This window comes from Flavobacterium sp. PMTSA4, assembly GCF_032098525.1.
GTDB classification, from domain to species: domain Bacteria; phylum Bacteroidota; class Bacteroidia; order Flavobacteriales; family Flavobacteriaceae; genus Flavobacterium; species Flavobacterium capsici.
Map to the genome: position 1 here is coordinate 1,399,730 of NZ_CP134890.1, position 19,886 is coordinate 1,419,615.

Genomic DNA, 19,886 nt, shown 5'->3' on the forward strand with positions numbered 1-19,886 from the left:
GTTTATTCATAGTTGGGTGTTTTAAAGTGGAAAACCTAATGAGTGTAACAGCTTGTTAGGTTTTTTTAGTTCAACTGTTCCTGAAAAACTTCTAATAAAAATTCAGGAGAAATCATTTTATTTGGTGATTGTTCCATCGCTTTCAAAACACGTTTTATAGCATGCGGATTTAAACCCATATTAATTCCTATTTCATGAATTTTGATAGTTTCTCGTTCGTGTAAAACGCCATCACAATGCATTAACAATGCCAAACGGTAAAACTGTTGAATTCTTTCAAATTCAGACTTTATAACTACTGAATTGTTTTCTTGATGGAACAAAGAATTTAAATCTTCTTTCGATATTTCTAATTCTTCAGCAATCATCGTTAAAAAAAGATATTCTCTTTTATGCAATTGACCGTCGACAACAGAAAAAGAAATCATCTCTGATAATAGTGCTAATTTTTCTTCGTAATTTTCCATCTTTAAATTTTAAGTTTAGCTAAAATATAATTTTTTGTTAAAAAAGTAAAACAAATACCTTGAAAAAGAATTTACTCTTACTGTTGCTTTTAAATATGTTTGTTGGATTTTCTCAAGAAAGTACAGCTTCAAAAAACGTTTCAACCTTCACAATTGAAGCAAAACAACTCAATACAACAAAGAAAATTTGGGTTAATTTACCTGAAAACTATGCTAATTCTTCCAAAAAATATCCAGTAATTTATATGCATGATGCTCAAAATATTTTTGATGCAAAAACTTCATACATTGGAGAATGGAATGTAGACGAAACATTAGATTCAATTAATGCGCAAGTAATTGTTATTGGAATAGAACATGGAGGCGAAAAACGTATTGATGAACTAACGCCATGTAAACATCCAAAGTATAACGGCGGAAATGCTGATGCATATTTAGATTTCATAGTAAATACTTTAAAACCTAAAATCGATAGTATTTACAGAACTAAAACGAATGCCAAAAACACAGCTATTTTTGGAAGTTCTTTAGGTGGTTTAGTTTCTTTTTATGCAGCTTTAAAATATCCCAATGTGTTTGGAAAAGTAGGTTGTTTTTCTCCATCATTTTGGTTTTGTCGAAATGAATTGAATGCTTTAATGGAAAAAACTAAAGATTTTGATACTAAAATCTATTTCCTTTGCGGTGACAATGAAGGCGATGATGATGTGATTCGAGATATGGGAAATGTAGAAAAATGGGTGAATACTAAACGTTGTGAATGCAAAAAGAAAAACAAAAAAGTTATTGTAAAAGGCGGACAACATAACGAAAAATTATGGCGCGAAAATTTTAAAAAGGCTTACCTTTGGTTATTCTAAACACACCAATATTTCATAAAAAATGACAAATAACGATATATTCAAAAAACTAAGAGTAGCACTTCAATTGCGCGATGACCAAATTGTCGAAATTCTTCAATTGGTTGATTTCAGAATGTCAAAAGGTGAACTTGGTAATTTTTTTCGAGATGAAAAACATCCAAAATATATGGAATGTGGTGATCAAGTGTTACGTAATTTTTTGAATGGATTGGTTATTCACCTTCGTGGAACAAAAGAAAATCCAAAGAATCCACAAGAAGTAATTAAAAGTCATAAATCAAATACTGATAACAATAAAAAAATAGACGAAAAACCAAAAACTGTATTCCCGAAAAAGAAACCTATTCCAAAAAAACAAACTCCAAAAACACCAGTAATTGAAAAAGTAAATTACAAAAACGGGAAAAAGAAATAGTTTCGCAAATGAAAGAACTCAATCAATATTTGACCATTTTAGAAACTAGAATTTCATTTTACGAAAAGGAAAATTTAAGTATTTCTAAGAGCAATGTTGGTTGGCATATTGACCATAGTTTAAAAGTATTAATTGGCATTATTAATATTTTAAAAAATTCAAATCCTGAAGAATACAAATGGAAATTTAATAAATCTAGACTTTTTGTTTACACTTTAGGTTTTATTCCGAGAGGAAAAGGCAAAGCTCCAAAATCAGTTCAATCATTTGAAGCTATCGATTTAAATGATTTGAATTCTCAGCTTGAAACAACAAAAAAGATTATATCAGAATTAAATAGTTTAGATAAAAACGCCAATTTTAATCATCCATATTTTGGAGTGCTTAATTTAAAGCAAAGCATCTATTTTTTAAAACTTCACACAAAACATCATCTAAAAATTATAGATGATATCTTAAAAAAATAAATATCTAGAAATGTGATATTTATCATGATAAAAGTTAATTTCAAAGGTTAATTTTGATTTTATATTAACCAACAAATTGTTTTATCATGAAAAAAAACATGGGTTCAGCTGATAAATTAATTAGATTATTAATTGCAGCAGTAATAGCTTATTTGTATTATAACGAAACTATTTCAGGAACTTTAGGACTTGTTTTGCTAGTTTTTGCAGTAGTTTTTGTTTTAACTAGCTTAGTAAGTTTTTGTCCTTTGTATGTTCCTTTTGGAATTTCAACTTGTAGTAATGAAAAAAACAAATCCTGATTGATTCAGGATTTATTTGATTATTATTTTAGTTTTTTCTGTTCGCGTGCTAAAAGTGTATTTTTCAGCAGCATTGCAATTGTCATTGGTCCAACTCCACCAGGAACTGGAGTTATATAAGATGCTTTTTTGGAAACAAATTCAAAATCAACATCACCTGTAATTTTATAACCTCTTGGATCATTTTCATCAGGAACACGAGTAATTCCAACATCAATAACTACAGCATCATCTTTTATCATTTCGGCTTTCAGATAATTTGGAACACCAAGTGCTGTAATAATAATATCGGCTTGTGTTGTAATTTGAGCAATATTTTTGGTATAACTATGAGTTAAAGTAACAGTTGAATTTCCAGGAAATCCTTTTCTTCCCATTAAGATACTCATTGGTCTACCAACAATGTGACTTCTACCAATTACAACGGTATGTTTTCCTTTGGTTTCAACATTATAACGTTCCAATAATTCAAGAATTCCAAATGGTGTTGCTGGTATAAAAGTAGTCATATCTAATGCCATTTTACCGAAATTTTCAGGATGAAAACCATCAACATCTTTACTTGGATCAATTGCCATTAATACTCTTTGTGTATCAATTTGTTCAGGTAATGGTAATTGCACTATAAATCCATCAATATCATCATTTTCATTCAACTCTTTGATTTTTTTAAGCAATTCCGTTTCCGATGTTGTGCTTGGCATTTTTACCAAAGTAGATTCAAATCCAACCAATTCACAAGCTTTAACTTTGCTACCAACATAAGTTAAACTTGCGCCATCATTCCCAACAATAACTGCCGCTAAATGAGGAACTTTTTCGCCGTTGGCTTTCATTTTATCTACTTCAGCTGTGATTTCTTTCTTGATATCACTAGAGATTTTCTTTCCGTCTAATAATTCCATTCGTTGTGTGTTGTAGTTATATTTTATAAAAAAATAAGACGCGAATATTCGCGTCTTTATATTATCTCATTCCTTTCATTCCGCCCATCATGCGCATTAAATTCTTTCCTCCAGAACCTTGCATCATTTTCATCATTTTGCTCATTTGGTCAAATTGTTTCATCAATTGATTGACTTCTTCAATTTTTCTTCCAGAACCTTTCGCGATTCTGTTTTTTCTTTTCATATCAATGATAGAAGGCTTACTTCTTTCTTGTGGAGTCATTGAATATATGATTGCTTCAACATGTTTGAAAGCATCGTCTTCAATTTCAACATCTTTCAAAGCTTTTCCAGCACCAGGTATCATTCCAACTAAGTCTTTCATGTTACCCATTTTCTTTACTTGTTGAATTTGAGTTAAGAAATCATCGAAACCAAATTCGTTTTTAGCAATTTTCTTTTGAAGTTTTCTTGCTTCTTCTTCATCGTATTGCTCTTGAGCTCTTTCTACTAAGGAAACAACATCACCCATTCCAAGAATTCTATCTGCCATACGAGCAGGATAAAATACATCAATAGCTTCCATTTTTTCACCAGTTCCGATGAATTTAATTGGTTTATCAACTACCGATTTAATAGAAATTGCTGCTCCACCACGAGTATCACCATCTAATTTGGTTAAAATAACTCCGTCAAAATTTAATTTATCATTAAACGCTTTTGCTGTATTGACCGCATCTTGACCTGTCATCGAATCCACCACAAATAATGTTTCTTGTGGTTTAATTGCCGCATGAACATTAGCAATTTCGTTCATCATTTGCTCATCAATAGCTAAACGACCTGCTGTATCGACAATTACAACATTAAAACCATTAGATTTTGCATGATTGATTGCGTTTTGAGCAATTTGAACTGGATTTTTATTTTCTGGTTCAGAATAAACTTCAACACCAATTTGGTCACCAACTACATGCAACTGATTAATTGCCGCAGGACGATAAATATCACAAGCTACTAAAAGTGGTTTTTTACCCTTTTTAGTTTTTAAATAATTAGCTAATTTTCCAGAAAAGGTAGTTTTACCTGAACCTTGTAAACCTGACATCAAAATCACAGATGGATTTCCTGAAAGATTGATACCTGTTGCGTCTCCACCCATTAATTCGGTTAATTCGTCTTTAACGATTTTAACCATTAATTGTCCTGGTTGTAACGTAGTCAATACGTTTTCACCAATTGCTTTATCTTTTACACGAGTAGTAAAATCTTTTGCAATTTTAAAATTCACATCGGCATCCAATAAAGCACGTCTTACTTCTTTTAAGGTTTCGGCAACGTTTACTTCTGTAATTTTACCATGACCTTTTAAAACGTGTAATGCTTTATCTAACTTTTCGCTTAAATTATTAAACATAATTTTCTTTTTTTAAGAAGTGCAAATATAAGTTTTAAGTTGCAGAGTTGCAAAGTAGAAAAAAGTATTTTCAATAAAAAAACCAGCTTTGAAAAGCTGGTTTTACTAACTATCATTAAACGAACAAAAAAATTAATTTTTAGTAAAAACTAAAATATCCGTACCTCCATTTCCTCCACTAACATCAATCAACGATATGGTGTTAGAACTGTAAGTAACTATATCCCAATCATCTGTTAAATCGGCGAAATCAGCAGGAGAAGAAAATAAAATATTAAAGTCTAAATCACTACTTGGATTATCGTCATTACTATCATCAGAAGAAGTAACTGACCATGTTCCTGAATATGAATTTGTTCCATTAGTTGCAGTTAACACGTTATTACTTCCAAAAGTAAAATTATAACCTGTAAAATGATTTGTTTCATCATTACCTGAATCTATGTAACTTGTTACTCGCCAAGTTCCTTGTGAAGCAGCATTTATTACTGGTGTTGGATCTTGTGAAGATGAGCTTGAATCATCATCTGAAGAACACATTGATGCTACATTTAGCATAAAAAGACAAAAAAGCATTGGGATTAAAAATAATTTTTTCATGATTTAAAATTTAGAATATTAATTTGATTTAAGTTTTACTATATAAATGGTTAATCCTAGTATTACAGTCCAAATTATTAATTGGATAATAGGATAATGTGTTTTATTTTTTTTGTTAGATTCAATCATGATTTAGTTTTTTGTAAACGTCAAATAATCAGTTCCGCCGTTTCCGCCACTAACATGTTTTAGTTTAACTAAAGTTGGTGTATATTCAATTATTCTCCAATCATCTTCAATTTCATCAAGCAATGAACCATCAAAACTCAAAACTATTTTTTCGGTTCCGCTATCATTATATATATTCCATGTACCGTTTATATTATTTGAATTTTTAACAGCCAATGAGGTTCCGTTACTGTTAAATGTAAAATTGTATCCATTAAAATAATTGGTTTCATCAACATCATCAAAAAAATATGAAATGTACCATGTACCAGATGTAAAAATTTCTGTTAGAGTTGTATTATTGCTTCCACCGTTAGAATCATCATCACAATCTGATATAGAATCTTCAATGAAATTCTCGAGTTCAGAATTATTATTTATAACAACATTTTGACCATTGGAATTTGTTACTGAAATTGGAAAAACAACTGCCAATAAAGTGCTTGAATTTGTATTAGAAAGAAAATTAAACAACATTGAATTGCTTGTGATTGTTATTGTATTAGCAATTTGATTGTTACTGTCGTAAATATTTATGACTATCGGGTAATTGATGTTAATACAATCTATTTCATCAAAACCATCATCTTCATCACATTCATCAAGAACATCATCTAAATCATTTGAATTTTGAAGAACTTGAGTTTGAAAATTTTGATAAACTATAGTTATTGGATATACAAAGTTTACAATGTCATCATCGTTTGAAAATTGGTTGATAGCATTTTGAACCAATTGATAATCTGATTGATTTGAAACAAGAATTTGCTGATTATTAACTATCACTGTAACCGGAAGCTGAACACTAAAACAACTCGAATTATCCAAAACATTATCAAAAGCAGTTGGAAATTGAGAAGTTCTTAAAAGTAAACCCGATAAAGTAGAACTGCTTGTAAAAGTTTGAGTATCGTCTTGAATGATGGTTTCTTCTTCTTTTTGGCAGCCAATTATACTTATCAGCATAAAAGATATTAGTATTGTACTATATTTTTTCATTTTTTAAATTGATTGCTTTTATCTATTAAACAAGTTATTTGTATTTTTCCCTACCAAAAATTTAAAAAAAAATTAACTTTACATAACAAAGTCAAATAAATTAATGGAAAACAATTCATTTTCAAATACTTGTGAAGAAAGTATATTTTCTGATTTTTTTATTAAAAATATAAAGTCGTTGCGTAATTTTTTATTTTACAAATTTGGAAATGAAAAACACGCAGAAGATTTGGCTCAAGATGCTTTTATAAAATTATGGCAGAATTGTAAAGATGTTCCAATAGAAAAAGCAAAATCATATGTTTATACTATTGCCAATAATGCTTCGTTAAATGTAAAAGCGCACGAAAAAGTTGCTTTAAAATATTCTCAAAACTACGCTCAAAAAAGTTCTACAAATGAATCACCTGAATTTCTTTTAGAAGAAGAAGAATTCAAAAATAAATTATTAAAAGCCATCGAAAATTTAAACGAAATTCATAGAACTACATTTTTGATGAATAGAATTGACGGAAAAAAATATAACGAAATTGCAGAAGAACTTAATATATCAGTAAAAGCTGTTGAAAAGCGAATTCACACAGCTTTAGTTGAACTGAGAAAAGAATTTTCAAATTTCAAGTAGGGTAAAAATGTACAAAACTGTTTTATAAACGTAACTTATAGACAAATCTATGGAGGAAAATTATCCATTAGCAGATTGGCTCAATAATGAAACTTCAGATGAAACATTAAAAAATGATTTCAGCGAGGATGATATTTCTATTTTTTCTAAAATTAAAAAATATTCAGCTCAACTTGAAACTCCAGCTTTTGATGAACAAAAAATTTTAACCAATATTCTTTCATCTCCAAAACAAAAAGTTGTTCATCTAAATTATAATTGGATTTTTAAAATAGCTGCACTATTTATTATTATCTTAGGGTTGTATTTTAGTTTTACCTTTTTATCAAATACTAATTTCACGGCTGAAAATGGTTCAGAAACCGCTTTGATTTTGCCTGATGAATCTGAAGTAATATTAAATTCAGGCTCAAATTTAAGTTATAAAAAATGGAATTGGGAAAACAATAGATTGATAGAATTAGAAGGCGAAGCTTTTTTTAAGGTTGCTAAAGGGAAAAAATTTGAAGTTAACACAACAGCTGGAAAAGTTACCGTTTTAGGAACTCAATTTAATGTCAAACAACGTAATAATCGTTTTGAAGTTACATGCTATGAAGGAAAGGTAAAAGTAACACATCGTGACAAAATTGTTATCCTAACTAAAGGAATGAAAACAATCTTTGAAAACGATAAAAGCTTAGATGTTCCTAATACATATATTAATCAACCCGAATGGATAAATGATGAAATTGTATTTTATAAAGAAAATTTAAAAAATATTATTTCGGAAATTGAACGAAAATACAATGTCACAATTGAGTTAAACAGCAGCAACAACCAACAGGTTTTTTCAGGAAATATTCCATCGAATAACCTAGATGTAGCTTTAGGAATTTTAACTAAAACCTATCACTTAAAAATTGCAAAAAAGACAGCTAATAAAATTACTTTAACCGAAATCAATGTTCAGAAATAGAACATTTCATAGTGTATTTTGCATTTTAATTTCTCTTTTTTACTCCTATGCTCAAGTAGAAAAGCAGGCTATTCCATTGAAAGAAGTTTTATCCGAAATTTCAAAACAACATGATGTTAAATTCAATTACATTGAAGATGAAATTATTCTGTTTGCATTAATTTCTCCAAAAAAAGAATTAAATCTTGAACAAAAATTAAATTATTTATCAAACGAAACGAAACTCACTTTTCATAAAATTTCAAGTAAATATTACACCATTTCCAATGATAAAAAATTAGACAAACCATTGTGCGGTTTTTTAATTAATGATGAAACAAAAATTGGTATTGAAAATGCCTTAATAATTATAGAAAACACAAATACTAGTACTTTTTCTGACGCTAATGGATATTTTGAATTGCCAAAAATTTCATCTAATACTATTAAAATTGAACATCAAGGATTTGAAAATTTTGAAATAAATCCTGAAGATTTATATGTTGTAAATTGTCCAAATTTTTATTTAAAACCGATCATTCAAACATTAGAAGAAGTAAAAACAGGTTTATATTTAACCACAGGTATTTACAAAAGAAATGATGGTTCGATAATTATAAAACCACAAAACTTTGGAATTCTACCCGGATTGACTGAACCGGATGTTTTGCAAACTATGCAGCAAATTCCTGGCATCCTAAGTATAGACGAAACTATTTCAAACATCAGTGTTCGAGGCGGAACACACGACCAAAATTTATTTCTATGGAATGATATTAGAATGTTTCAAACTGGACACTTTTTTGGATTAATTTCGGCATTTAACCCTACATTATCGCATACCATTTCAATTACTAAAAATGGAAGTTCAGCATTTTTTGGAGAAAGTGTTTCTAGTTTAGTTATCTTATCATCAAGAAATGAAAATGACGAAAAACCATCTACAACTATTGGTTCAAATATGATTAGCGCTGAGTTTTATAAGAAATTAAAATTATCAAAAACTACTTCGATTACCATTTCTGGAAGAAGATCATTTACTGATTTTTTCTATTCCCCAGCTTTTAAAAATTATAGCAAACGTATTTTTCAAAATACTGAAATCACCGATTTAAGTACTAATCAAATTATTGATTATAACAACAATGTTGACTTTTATTTTTATGATGCGTCAATTCAGTTACAACAAAAAATTGGCAAAAAAAATGAATTAAATCTAGATTTAATAACCATAAAAAATCATTTGGATTTTGAAGAATATTCGGCTACTGATAGTTCTAGAAGTGAATTGAAACAAACAAATTTTGGAGGTTCACTGTCTTGGAAAACTAATTGGAATAAAAAAAATTCGACACAAATTATTTCTAGTTTTTCTAATTACAATCTGATTTCTGAAAATCAAACTTTGGAAAGCAATCAAACTTTAAACCAAGAAAATAAAGTGTTGGATTTAGCATTAAAACTTCAGCATAACTATGAAGTTTCAAACAAATTCAAACTTGGTTTTGGTTATCAAATAAATGAAATTGGAGTTACCAATTTTGATGAAATTAACCTTCCAATATTTTCAAGAAAAATTACAAACGTATTAATTTCTCATGCAGGAATTACCGAAAGCACATTTCAATCGAACAATAAAAAAAGCATATTGAAACTTGGTGTTAGAGGAAATTATTTTGAAAAATTTAATGTAGTTTTAATTGAGCCAAGATTACAATTTAATCAAAAAATCAGCAGTAATTTTAACCTAGAAATTCTAGGAGAATTTAAAAATCAGACGCTTTCACAAATAATTGATTTACAACAAGACTTTTTAGGCATTGAAAAAAGGCGTTGGACATTGGCCAATAATGAATCAATTCCTATTCAAAAAAGCAAACAAGTTTCAATTGGGTTTACTTTTAAAAAGAATAATTGGTTAATAAATCTAGATAATTTTTATAAAGAAATTGATGGAATAACCACTAGCAGTCAAGGATTTCAAAACCAATTTGAATTTATAAAATCAACTGGAAGTTACGCTGTTTTTGGAAGCGAATTGTTGATACAAAAGAATTTTGGAAACTTTTACACTTGGATTAATTATACATTTAATGAAAATAATTATTCATTTGAAGCCTTAACCAATGGAGATTTTCAAAATAATTTTGAAATCATGCATACAATAAATTGGTCTGCTATTTATGAATGGAATAATCTGAAAATTGCTCTTGGTTCAAAATATCATACCGGAAGGCCAATTACAACTCCTTTAAATTTGGTTGTAACCGAAGCTAATCCTAATATTATTTACGATTTACCAAACAGAAGTAAACTTGATGACTATTTTCAAATGAATTTTTCGGTTTCTAGAAAGTGGAATTTTAATGATGATTTTAATTTACAAACAGCTTTTTCTATCATTAACGTTTTGAACACGAAAAATAGCATCAACCGATTTTACAGAGTAAACAGCAGCAATAATTCCATTGAAAGTGTTGATACTTATTCAATGCAGTTTACGCCTAACTTTAGTTTTAAACTAAGTTTTTAAATTACATTCTTTCAGGAACTTCAATTCCAAGTAAACTAAAAGCTAACTTAATTGTTTCGCCTACTTTTTTAGAAAGTTGTACTCTAAAAATTTTCTTTTCAAGGTTTTCTTCTCCTAAAATTGAAACCGATTGATAAAACGAATTGTATTCTTTAACTAAATCATACGTATAATTAGCAACTAAAGCTGGACTATGGTTATGAGCAGCATTTTGAATCACTTCAGGAAAAAGCTCCAGTTGTTTTATCAATTCTTTCTCTTTTTCGTGTAAAACTTCAAGTGAACTTTTAGCACTAAAATCAAAATCTGCTTTTCTTAAAATCGATTGGATTCGAGCATAAGTATACTGAATAAACGGACCAGTATTTCCAGCAAAATCAACGGATTCTTCAGGATTGAAGAGAATTTGTTTTTTTGGATCAACTTTTAAAATATAATATTTTAAAGCACCGAGTCCAATTGTTTTAAATAATTGTTCTTTCTCGGTTTCCGAATATCCATCAAGTTTTCCTAATTCTTCAGAAATTGTTTTTGCAGTAGAAGTCATTTCTTCCATCAAATCATCAGCATCAACAACAGTTCCTTCACGAGATTTCATTTTTCCAGAAGGCAATTCTACCATTCCATAACTTAAGTGGAATAAGTTTTCTGCCCAATCAAAGCCTAGTTTTTTCAGAATCAAAAACAATACTTTAAAGTGATAATCTTGTTCGTTACCAACTGTATAAACCATTCCGCCAACATCGGGAAAATCTTTTACACGTTGAATAGCTGTTCCAATGTCTTGTGTCATGTAAACTGCTGTTCCATCTGAACGAAGAACAATTTTTCTATCTAAACCTTCATCGGTTAAATCAATCCAAACTGAACCATCAGGATCTTTTTCAAAAATTCCCTTTTCAAGACCAAACTGAACCACTTCTTTTCCTAATAAATAGGTATTGCTTTCATAATAATAGGAATCAAAATCAACGCCAAGATTTTTATAGGTTTGTGCAAAACCATCGTAAACCCATTGGTTCATGGTTTTCCAAAGTTCAATAACTTCAGGCTTTCCAGCTTCCCAATCTAAAAGCATTTGTTGAGCTTCAATAATAACTGGAGCTTGCTTTTTAGCTTCTTCTTCTGTTTTTCCTTGAGAAATTAATTCTGAAATTTCTTTTTTGTATTGCTTATCAAATTCAACATAAAAATTCCCAACCAATTTATCACCTTTCAATCCCGTAGATTCAGGTGTTTGACCATTTCCTAATTTTTGCCATGCTAACATTGACTTACAGATATGTATTCCGCGGTCGTTAATAATTTGTGTTTTATAAACTTTTTTACCAGATGCTTTAATAATTTCAGCAACCGAATATCCTAAAAGGTTATTACGAACATGCCCAAGATGCAAAGGTTTATTAGTGTTTGGCGAAGAATATTCAACCATAACAGCTTTATCATTTTCACTTGTAGAAGCAAATCCGAAAGTAGTATTTTGGTTTATATTATTAAAAAAGTTTACATAATAATTATCAGAAATTACAATGTTTAAAAATCCTGCAACCACATTAAACTTATCTATTTCAGCAACATTTTCAACTAAATAATTACCAATTTTAGTTCCAATTTCTACTGGATTTCCTTTAATAACTTTCAATAATGGAAAAATAACCATTGTTATATCGCCTTCAAAATCTTTCCTAGTATTCTGAAACTCTATCTTTTCGATTGAAACATCAAAAATAGTTTGAATAGAAGATTTTATATACGGTAATAAAAGTGTACTTAGGTTCATAATTACTGAATTAAGCGGCAAAGATAATCATTAATAAAAATATTTTTAGCTTTAAAATATAAAAGCCAAACTTTAAAAATAATAAAATGTAAGTTTTTTATATGTTAATTATAAATAATAATGCATTTTGTCGATTTATTTTGCTTTTTAACGATACTTTCATTCATATTTGTACTGTCAAAATCCCCAAATTATGAAAAAGTTAATACTATTATTAGTTCTTTTAAATTTTAGCCTTGGTTTATCTCAACCAATAACGGTAAGTACTTCTACTTACACTGTGCCACAATTAGTAAATAATGTTTTAATTAATTCACCTTGTGTTAATGCAACAAACATTACCTGGAGAACAGGAACAAATTTTGGTTCATCCAATGGAATTGGTTTTTTCCAAAATTCAAATCCAAATTTCCCAATGCAAAGTGGAGTTGTATTAAGCACAGGAAATGCACTTAACACTCCAGGTCCAAATACATCTTTATTAAATGATGGTTCTACAGCTTGGACAGGTGATACTAGTTTAGAAGCAACATTAGCTGCAGCTGGAATTCCAATGACATCAACCAATGCTACAGTTTTAGAATTTGATTTTTTACCAATATCATCAAACTTTAGTTTTGATTTTGTATTTGCTTCCGAGGAATATGGAAACTTCCAATGTCAATATTCAGATGCATTCGCTTTCTTACTAACAAATATGAATACTGGCGTTACCACTAACTTGGCAGTTGTTCCAAATACAACCACACCAATTTCAGTAGTAACAATTAGAGATTTTGTATATAACTCATCTTGTCCATCAGCAAATGCTCAATTCTTTGGAAGTTTTAACGGTGGTTCTAATGCAAATAATGCTGCAATAAATTTTAATGGTCAAACTAAATTGTTAACCGCAGCTTCTGTTTTAACACCAAATGTACCATACCATATTAAATTAGTAATTGCAGACAGATTGGATCCACAATCTGATTCATCAATTTACATATCATCAAATAGTTTCAACATTGGTCAAAATGTCCTTGGATTAGACTTGACTGTTGCAAACTCAACTGCAATATGTTATGGTTCAACACATTTATTAGAAACAGGATTAAACCCTAGTGAATACACTTTTGTTTGGAAAAAAAATGGAGTAGTAATTAATGGCCAAACAGAACCAAGCTTAAATGTAACACAAACTGGTACATACAGTGTAACTTATACAAGTATATTTAGTAGCTGTGAACCTTTTACCGATGAAGTTTTAATAGAATTTTATCCCCAAATTTCATCTCCAAATCCTAACAACTTATATAAATGTGATATTGGAGCTGCATCATATACTTTTGATTTGAGTGCTAATACTACTAGAGTTAAACAAGGACTAGATCCAGCAACAACGGTTACTTACCATAGTTCACAAAGTGATGCTAATAATAATATAAATCCACTTCCATTACAATATGAAAGTGCTGGTAATCAAACTATCTATGTTAGAATACAGTTGCCAAATAGTTTATGTTTTAGAGTAAAATCATTTCAATTATTATTATCGCCGCCACCAGTTGCAAACCAAGCTCCTGATTTAGTTAAATGTGAAAAATCATATGGCTCAAATAATGCAAACTTTGATTTGAGACCTCAATCTCCAATTATTTTAAATGGACAATCTGCAAATATATATACTGTAAAGTATTATACTTCTTTAAATGATGCTAATAATGCAACAAACCCTCTTAGTAATGGAAACGTTGCAAATGGTTTATATACAAACACAACAATATATGTTAGAGTTTATAATACAAATGATCCTTCATGTTTTAGTATTACTAGTTTTAATTTAATAGTCAATCCTATTCCTAATGTGGATGTATTGGAAAATGTGATTGTTTGTGATAGCTATACATTACAACCTTTAGTTAATGGAAACTATTTTACAGAACCAAACGGAGAAGGCACACAAATGTTTTCAGGAGATATCTTAACAGAAACTCAAACTATATATATATTTAACCAACCAAATGGTCCAAATACATGTAGTGCATCGAGTTCGTTTACAGTTACTATAGTTGATGTTGATCAATTAACTCCTGAAGATATAACAAGTTGCAATAGTTATACATTAAATCAACCTACATATGGTAAATATTATACACAACCTGGAGGCAATGGCTCAGAAATTCCATCAGGAACAGTTATAACAAGTAATCAAACTATATATTATTATTTTACAACTACAATTGACCCTATTTGTGTAGTAGATACAAGTTTTAATGTAACTATAGTTCCTGGATTAGATGTAGGAGACAGAAATGATGTTTTTGAATGTTCATCTTATACATTACCTTCTTTGAGTGTTGGCAATTATTTTTCAGGTCCAAGTGGTACTGGAAATCAATTATCTCCTGGAACAGTAATAACATCAACCCAAACTATTTATGTTTTTGCAACTACATCTGGAACAACACCTTGTTCTGATGAAGATGAATTTAAAGTTGTAATAGGAATGCCTCAGCCTGCAAATATTGATCAATGTAATGGTTATACATTACCTCAACTTCCAATCGGAAATTACTTTACTGGTCCGATGGGAACAGGTCAACAAATTCCTGCTGGAACTGTTATCAACAATAATTCAACAATTTATGTTTATGCTCCAACAACTAGCGGTGGCGCAAACTGTACAGATAATATGTTTTTTACTCTAACTTTTGCTCAACCTCAAATAGATTCTTTAAATGATATTTCAGTATGTGAAAGCTATACATTACCAACATTAACCAATGGTGAATATTTTACAGAACCTGATGGAAATGGAACAATGTTATATGCAGGGGATGTTATTATTTCTACGCAAACTATTTATATTTTTAAAAGACTAAATGCTAGTTGTGCAAACGAAAATAGTTTTACTGTTACCGTAATTGGGTTACCAGAAATAGATTCAAGGTCTGATATTGATATTTGTGATCAATATGTATTAACTCCTTTATCGGTTGGAAACTACTATACAGGACCAAATGGAACAGGCACATTATTACCTGCAGGAACTGTTATTACAACAAGTCAAAGAATATACATTTACGCAATTTCAAATACCACTCCAGCTTGTAGTGCTCAAAATAGTTTTGATATAAATATTTTTTCAACAAGTGCGGATCAACCTGATAACGTAACGGCATGTGATTCTTATATTCTACCTTCATTAACTGAAAACAATAAATATTATACTCTAACTGGTGGACCAAATGGTTCTGGAGTTGAATTACTTCCTGGAACAGCCATAACTACTAGTCAAACAATATATGTTTTTAAAGAATCTGAAATTAGAACTGCTTTTTCATGTCTTGACGAAAACTCGTTTACTGTGACTATTAATAATACACCTGTCGTTGCTCCTATATCAAATGTAACTGCATGTAATAACTATCAATTGCCTGTGCTTACCGTTGGAGATTATTATACAGGACCAAATGGAAGTGGAACTTTATTAAATGCTGGGAGTCAAATAACTTCACCTCAAACATTGTATGTTTATGCACATACCAACACTACGCCTGATTGTTCAAGTCAACAAAGTTTTTCAGTAAATGTATTTAATGTTGATGAACTTCCAAATATTACAATCTGTGTAAATTATACTTTACCAGTGCTTAATGTTGGAAAATATTACACAGGACCAAATGGAACTGGTACAATTTTAAATCCAGGAACAGTACTAAATACTAGTCAAACGATTTACATTTTTGGGCAATCAAATTTTAATCCAAGCTGTAGTGATGAAAGTTCATTTGTTGTAACTATTGTTCCGGCTCCTTTAGCAAATGCAGTTCCTGTAAGTTCAAGAACAGTTTGTGATGAAGATGGAACTAATGATGGAATAACATCTTTTAACTTAACAAACTTAAATTCTATAGTTTTAGGAACTCAGACTGGTAGTGAATTTACAATCAATTATTATTTAAGTCTTTCAGATGCTTTAGCTCAAACTAACTCTGTAACTTCTACAACAGCTACAACAGTTTATGTTAGAGTAAATAATACTTTAGCTCCAAGTTGCTATGATATAAAATCGTTTACTATTATAGTTAATAAACTTCCGGAACCTACACCTAGAGATGGTTTTGTATGTATTGATAACGAAACAGGTACTTTATTAAATTCATATACCATGTATAGCGGTTTAAGCAATGCTGGTCATTCATTTATTTGGAGAAACGAATCAGGTCAAATAGTTAGTACATATAGCGCTTACACTGCAACAGCTCCTGGAACTTACACTTTAGTAGCAACAAATAATACAACTGGTTGTACATCGGAAGTAAAACAAGTTGTAGTTCAACAATCAGAACCAGCTGAAATCACTTATGAAGTTGAAGATGATTTTTCTAGTCATCAAAATATAATAGTAACTGCAACAGGAGTTGGTGGTGATTATGAATATCAATTAGACGGTGGATTATTTCAAGACAGTAATATATTTGAAAACGTAACATCTGGTTTACACACAATTACCGTTAGAGATAAAAATGGTTGTGGTATTACAACGTTAGAAGCTATTGTTATCAATTATCCTAAATTCTTTACTCCAAATGGAGATGGATATAATGATACATGGAACATTACTGACTTAAGTAATCAGTCAACAGCAATAATCACTATTTATGACCGATATGGTAAGGTATTAAAACAAATTAAACCAAGCGGTCAAGGTTGGGACGGAACTTATAATGGAAAATTATTATTTTCTGACGACTATTGGTTCGCAGTTTCTTATACCGATGAAAATTTAATTCCAAGAGAATTTAAAGCCCATTTCTCTATGAAGCGATAACCTACATAGCTACTATGTATAAAAACTCTCAAAGGACTTTCTAGTTTTTTTGGGAGTTTTTTTATTTCATATGTAACATTTAAAACAAAAGATAGTCTTATGGGTAAACAAAAATTTATAATGTATTCTTACAATCATCTAAATCATCAATCAATGAAATTAAAATTATTTTTAGTCTTATTTATTTCTCAATTTGCTTTGTTCGCCCAAAATACAGGAACATTGAATGGAATAGTTGTAGACAATACTTTAAAACAACCAATGCCATATGTCAATGTGTCTATCTTCGATAATGACAAATTAGTAACGGGTGGTATCACAAGAGAGAATGGAAGTTTTGCACTTAAAGACATTCCATTAAAAAAATTAAAAGTTGAAATAGCATTTATTGGTTATAAAAAAATAACTCGAGAAATTACTTTTTCAGCAGACAATCAAAATGTTAATTTGAATACTATTTCATTAGAAGAAGATGCTATTCAATTAAAAGGTGTTGAAGTTATCAGCGAGCGTTCAACTATTGAACAAAAAATTGATAGAAAAGTAATCAATATTGGGAAAGATATTATTGCATCGGGTAATACTGCTTCCGATATTTTGAACAATGTTCCTACGGTTAGTGTTGATGCACAAACCAAAGAAATCAGTCTTAGAGGTAACACCAATGTTAGAGTTTTAATTGACGGAAAACCATCAAACATTGACGCTGCTCAATTGTTACAACAAATTCCTTCTTCGTCTATTAAACAAGTAGAATTAATAACCAATCCTTCTGCAAAATACAATCCTGAAGGAATGAGCGGAATTATTAATATCATACTTCATAAAAACTCAAATGAAGGTTTTAATGGTAGTATTAATTCTGGTGTAACTTTTGGTGTAACGCCAAAAACAAATCAAGCATTAAACTTAAACTACAAAGTTGGAAAGGTTAATTTTTATGCTAACTATGGTTTCAATCATGGTAAAAACAGAAACTTTGGTAATGTAAACAGCGAGCGACCAAATTTTGAAAACCGCCAGGATTTTAATTCATACAATAAAAACACTTCTCATTTATTTAAATTCGGAGTTGATTTTTATATGGATGAAAAAAATACATTTTCAATCTATACCAACCAAAACATATCACTTTCAAGTGGTGCTGGAGTAACATCAGTTGATTATCAAAATGCTGCTCTTAGAGATTCTAATCAATACACAGATCAACATAACGAGAACAATACTCAAACGTATGACTTTGTATACAAACACGATTTTACTAAAAAAGGTGAAACTTTAGATTTTCAAGCCAACTACTCAAAAACGGATAATCCTGATGAATCACAATTTAATTACATTCAAGAAAATCCTATTACAAACACTTTAACTTTTAATGACATTCAAAGAGATATTAATTATCTTCAATTAAATGTTGACTATGTTAACCCATTAACTGAATCTGTAAAATTAGAATTAGGAGCTGAAACGCGTCTTCAAAACATCAAAAACAACTTTGATGAAAATGTTTCGGAAACTTCAAGTTCATACAATCGTGTTGGAAATTCTAACTTCGATTTTACCCGAAACATCCACTCTTTTTACACTAATATTGGTAAACAATGGGAAAAATGGAGCGCGCAAGCTGGTGTAAGAATTGAACAATATGAAATTGATGGTGATTTTGAAAGAGTAGTTACTTCTTCAGATGCTTCTGAAAACATCAATGATAAAAGCAATATTACCGACAAAATATTTACTGCTTATCCATCTGTGTTTTTGAATTATAAAGCAAACGATAAAGATTCGTTTAACTTTAATTATTCAAGACGTGTTGACCGACCAAGTATCGGACAAATTAGTCCAATCAGAGAATGGACAACGCCGCTTATTGAATCAAGAGGTAATCCTTCTTTAGAACCACAATTTACCAATTCTTTTGAAGTAAACTATACTCGTATTACTAAGATTGGTTCAATTACCGCTGGTACATTCTATCGTTTGATAAATGATGAAATTGGAAGAATCGTTTATAAAAACCCAGATAATCCTGCTCAAGACATTATTTCTTACAACAATTTTGACAATAATAAAGCTTATGGCGTTGAAGTTTCTGCTAATTTAAAATTTGCAAAATGGTGGTCAGTAAATGCCAGTTCAGATGCTTATTTTAAAACAGTTCGTGGAACAGTTGAAAATGGAAATACTGGCGTACAAGAACGTGCACAAGTGGATGTAACTGTTTTCAATATTAGAATGAATCACAATTTTGTAGCAACAAAAGAACTTCGTTTTAACCTTTTTGGAATGTATCGTGGTGCTGATTTAGGATTACAATATGAAAGAAAACCAATGTACAGAATGGATTTTGGTGCTTCATATAACATCTTAAAAGGAAAAGGAACTATTACTGCTCGTGCAAATGATATTTTCAAAACCATGAAATTTGCATTTGACGGAAGCATACCTTACAAACAAGAAGGTTCTTTCAATTGGGAAAGCAGAACCATTTATGTTGGTTTCAACTACAACTTTGGTGGTGGAAAAAACAGAGCTTTACAACGTAAACAAAGAGATGCCAACGAAACTCAAAGTAGTGGCGGAATGATATAATCATAAAAAAACCGAAGATGT

The 19,886-nt window shown here is 29.9% G+C and carries 15 protein-coding genes; 9 read left to right on the plus strand and 6 right to left on the minus strand.

What is annotated here, in order from left to right; genetic code table 11:
* Positions 1–65: 65 nt before the first annotated feature.
* On the minus strand, positions 66–467 hold the full coding sequence (locus RN605_RS06485) for an excinuclease ABC subunit B (RefSeq protein ID WP_313323293.1): 402 nt from the start codon (positions 465–467) through the stop codon (positions 66–68).
* A 59-nt stretch (positions 468–526) separates the two neighbouring features.
* On the opposite strand from RN605_RS06485, the gene RN605_RS06490 reads away from it, so the two are divergent.
* The 4 genes from RN605_RS06490 to RN605_RS06505 all read left to right on the plus strand — a co-directional run bounded on the left by RN605_RS06490 (position 527) and on the right by RN605_RS06505 (position 2,514).
* A complete protein-coding gene (locus RN605_RS06490) occupies positions 527–1,327 on the plus strand; it encodes an alpha/beta hydrolase (protein ID WP_313323295.1) in 801 nt (266 codons plus the stop codon).
* A gap of 22 nt (positions 1,328–1,349) precedes the next feature.
* Complete coding sequence (locus RN605_RS06495) at positions 1,350–1,745, plus strand: DUF1456 family protein (RefSeq protein ID WP_313323296.1); 396 nt, start codon at positions 1,350–1,352, stop codon at positions 1,743–1,745.
* An 8-nt stretch (positions 1,746–1,753) separates the two neighbouring features.
* Positions 1,754–2,212, plus strand: coding sequence for a DUF1569 domain-containing protein (locus RN605_RS06500; RefSeq protein ID WP_313323298.1), 459 nt, complete (start codon positions 1,754–1,756; stop codon positions 2,210–2,212).
* A gap of 86 nt (positions 2,213–2,298) precedes the next feature.
* Entirely contained in the window at positions 2,299–2,514 is a 216-nt protein-coding gene (locus RN605_RS06505; RefSeq protein ID WP_313323300.1) for a YgaP family membrane protein, read from the plus strand.
* Positions 2,515–2,537: 23 nt separating this feature from the next.
* Here RN605_RS06505 and RN605_RS06510 read toward each other — a convergent pair whose 3' ends face one another.
* The 4 genes from RN605_RS06510 to RN605_RS06525 form a co-directional block, all read right to left on the minus strand.
* Positions 2,538–3,419, minus strand: a complete 882-nt coding sequence (locus RN605_RS06510; RefSeq protein ID WP_313323302.1) for a bifunctional 5,10-methylenetetrahydrofolate dehydrogenase/5,10-methenyltetrahydrofolate cyclohydrolase — start codon at positions 3,417–3,419, stop codon at positions 2,538–2,540.
* A gap of 61 nt (positions 3,420–3,480) precedes the next feature.
* Complete coding sequence (gene ffh / locus RN605_RS06515) at positions 3,481–4,818, minus strand: signal recognition particle protein (RefSeq protein WP_313323304.1); 1,338 nt, start codon at positions 4,816–4,818, stop codon at positions 3,481–3,483.
* A gap of 132 nt (positions 4,819–4,950) precedes the next feature.
* Positions 4,951–5,418 carry a hypothetical protein gene (locus tag RN605_RS06520; protein WP_313323306.1) on the minus strand — a complete coding sequence of 156 codons (468 nt, stop codon included), beginning with the start codon at positions 5,416–5,418 and terminating at the stop codon, positions 4,951–4,953.
* Positions 5,419–5,550: 132 nt separating this feature from the next.
* Positions 5,551–6,585: a hypothetical protein gene (locus RN605_RS06525; protein ID WP_313323308.1), complete on the minus strand. Its 1,035-nt coding sequence runs from the start codon at positions 6,583–6,585 to the stop codon at positions 5,551–5,553.
* Between the two features lie 103 nt (positions 6,586–6,688).
* Here RN605_RS06525 and RN605_RS06530 point away from each other — a divergent pair, with 103 nt between their 5' ends.
* Genes RN605_RS06530 through RN605_RS06540 form a run of 3 tightly spaced genes read left to right on the plus strand, consistent with a single transcriptional unit; the run spans position 6,689 to position 10,680 of the window.
* Positions 6,689–7,210 (plus strand): RNA polymerase sigma factor, encoded by a 522-nt coding sequence (locus tag RN605_RS06530; protein ID WP_313323311.1) that lies wholly within the window; start codon positions 6,689–6,691, stop codon positions 7,208–7,210.
* Between the two features lie 49 nt (positions 7,211–7,259).
* Entirely contained in the window at positions 7,260–8,168 is a 909-nt protein-coding gene (locus tag RN605_RS06535; RefSeq protein ID WP_313323313.1) for a FecR family protein, read from the plus strand.
* On the plus strand, positions 8,155–10,680 hold the full coding sequence (locus tag RN605_RS06540) for a TonB-dependent receptor (RefSeq protein WP_313323315.1): 2,526 nt from the start codon (positions 8,155–8,157) through the stop codon (positions 10,678–10,680). The genes RN605_RS06535 and RN605_RS06540 overlap by 14 nt, the downstream gene beginning before the upstream one ends.
* Before the next feature lies 1 nt (position 10,681).
* Here the strand turns inward: RN605_RS06540 and argS are convergent, their stop codons facing one another.
* A complete protein-coding gene (gene argS / locus RN605_RS06545) occupies positions 10,682–12,460 on the minus strand; it encodes an arginine--tRNA ligase (protein WP_313323317.1) in 1,779 nt (592 codons plus the stop codon).
* Between the two features lie 193 nt (positions 12,461–12,653).
* Here argS and RN605_RS06550 point away from each other — a divergent pair, with 193 nt between their 5' ends.
* Both RN605_RS06550 and RN605_RS06555 read left to right on the plus strand, forming a co-directional pair.
* On the plus strand, positions 12,654–17,273 hold the full coding sequence (locus RN605_RS06550; protein WP_313323319.1) for a T9SS type B sorting domain-containing protein: 4,620 nt from the start codon (positions 12,654–12,656) through the stop codon (positions 17,271–17,273).
* Positions 17,274–17,426: 153 nt separating this feature from the next.
* The gene (locus RN605_RS06555) at positions 17,427–19,865 is read left to right on the plus strand and encodes an outer membrane beta-barrel family protein (protein WP_313323320.1); all 2,439 of its coding nucleotides are present in this window, start codon (positions 17,427–17,429) and stop codon (positions 19,863–19,865) included.
* Positions 19,866–19,886: the final 21 nt, after the last annotated feature.

Bases quoted from the DNA above. Each gene is read 5' to 3' on its own strand.
- RN605_RS06485 (WP_313323293.1), bottom strand. From the start codon at position 467: ATGGAAAATTACGAAGAAAAATTAGCACTATTATCAGAGATGATTTCT.
- RN605_RS06495 (WP_313323296.1), top strand. From the start codon at position 1,350: ATGACAAATAACGATATATTCAAAAAACTAAGAGTAGCACTTCAATTG.
- RN605_RS06500 (WP_313323298.1), top strand. From the start codon at position 1,754: ATGAAAGAACTCAATCAATATTTGACCATTTTAGAAACTAGAATTTCA.
- RN605_RS06505 (WP_313323300.1), top strand. From the start codon at position 2,299: ATGAAAAAAAACATGGGTTCAGCTGATAAATTAATTAGATTATTAATT.
- RN605_RS06510 (WP_313323302.1), bottom strand. From the start codon at position 3,419: ATGGAATTATTAGACGGAAAGAAAATCTCTAGTGATATCAAGAAAGAA.
- ffh (WP_313323304.1), bottom strand. From the start codon at position 4,818: ATGTTTAATAATTTAAGCGAAAAGTTAGATAAAGCATTACACGTTTTA.
- RN605_RS06520 (WP_313323306.1), bottom strand. From the start codon at position 5,418: ATGAAAAAATTATTTTTAATCCCAATGCTTTTTTGTCTTTTTATGCTA.
- RN605_RS06525 (WP_313323308.1), bottom strand. From the start codon at position 6,585: ATGAAAAAATATAGTACAATACTAATATCTTTTATGCTGATAAGTATA.
- RN605_RS06530 (WP_313323311.1), top strand. From the start codon at position 6,689: ATGGAAAACAATTCATTTTCAAATACTTGTGAAGAAAGTATATTTTCT.
- RN605_RS06535 (WP_313323313.1), top strand. From the start codon at position 7,260: ATGGAGGAAAATTATCCATTAGCAGATTGGCTCAATAATGAAACTTCA.
- RN605_RS06540 (WP_313323315.1), top strand. From the start codon at position 8,155: ATGTTCAGAAATAGAACATTTCATAGTGTATTTTGCATTTTAATTTCT.
- argS (WP_313323317.1), bottom strand. From the start codon at position 12,460: ATGAACCTAAGTACACTTTTATTACCGTATATAAAATCTTCTATTCAA.
- RN605_RS06550 (WP_313323319.1), top strand. From the start codon at position 12,654: ATGAAAAAGTTAATACTATTATTAGTTCTTTTAAATTTTAGCCTTGGT.
- RN605_RS06555 (WP_313323320.1), top strand. From the start codon at position 17,427: ATGAAATTAAAATTATTTTTAGTCTTATTTATTTCTCAATTTGCTTTG.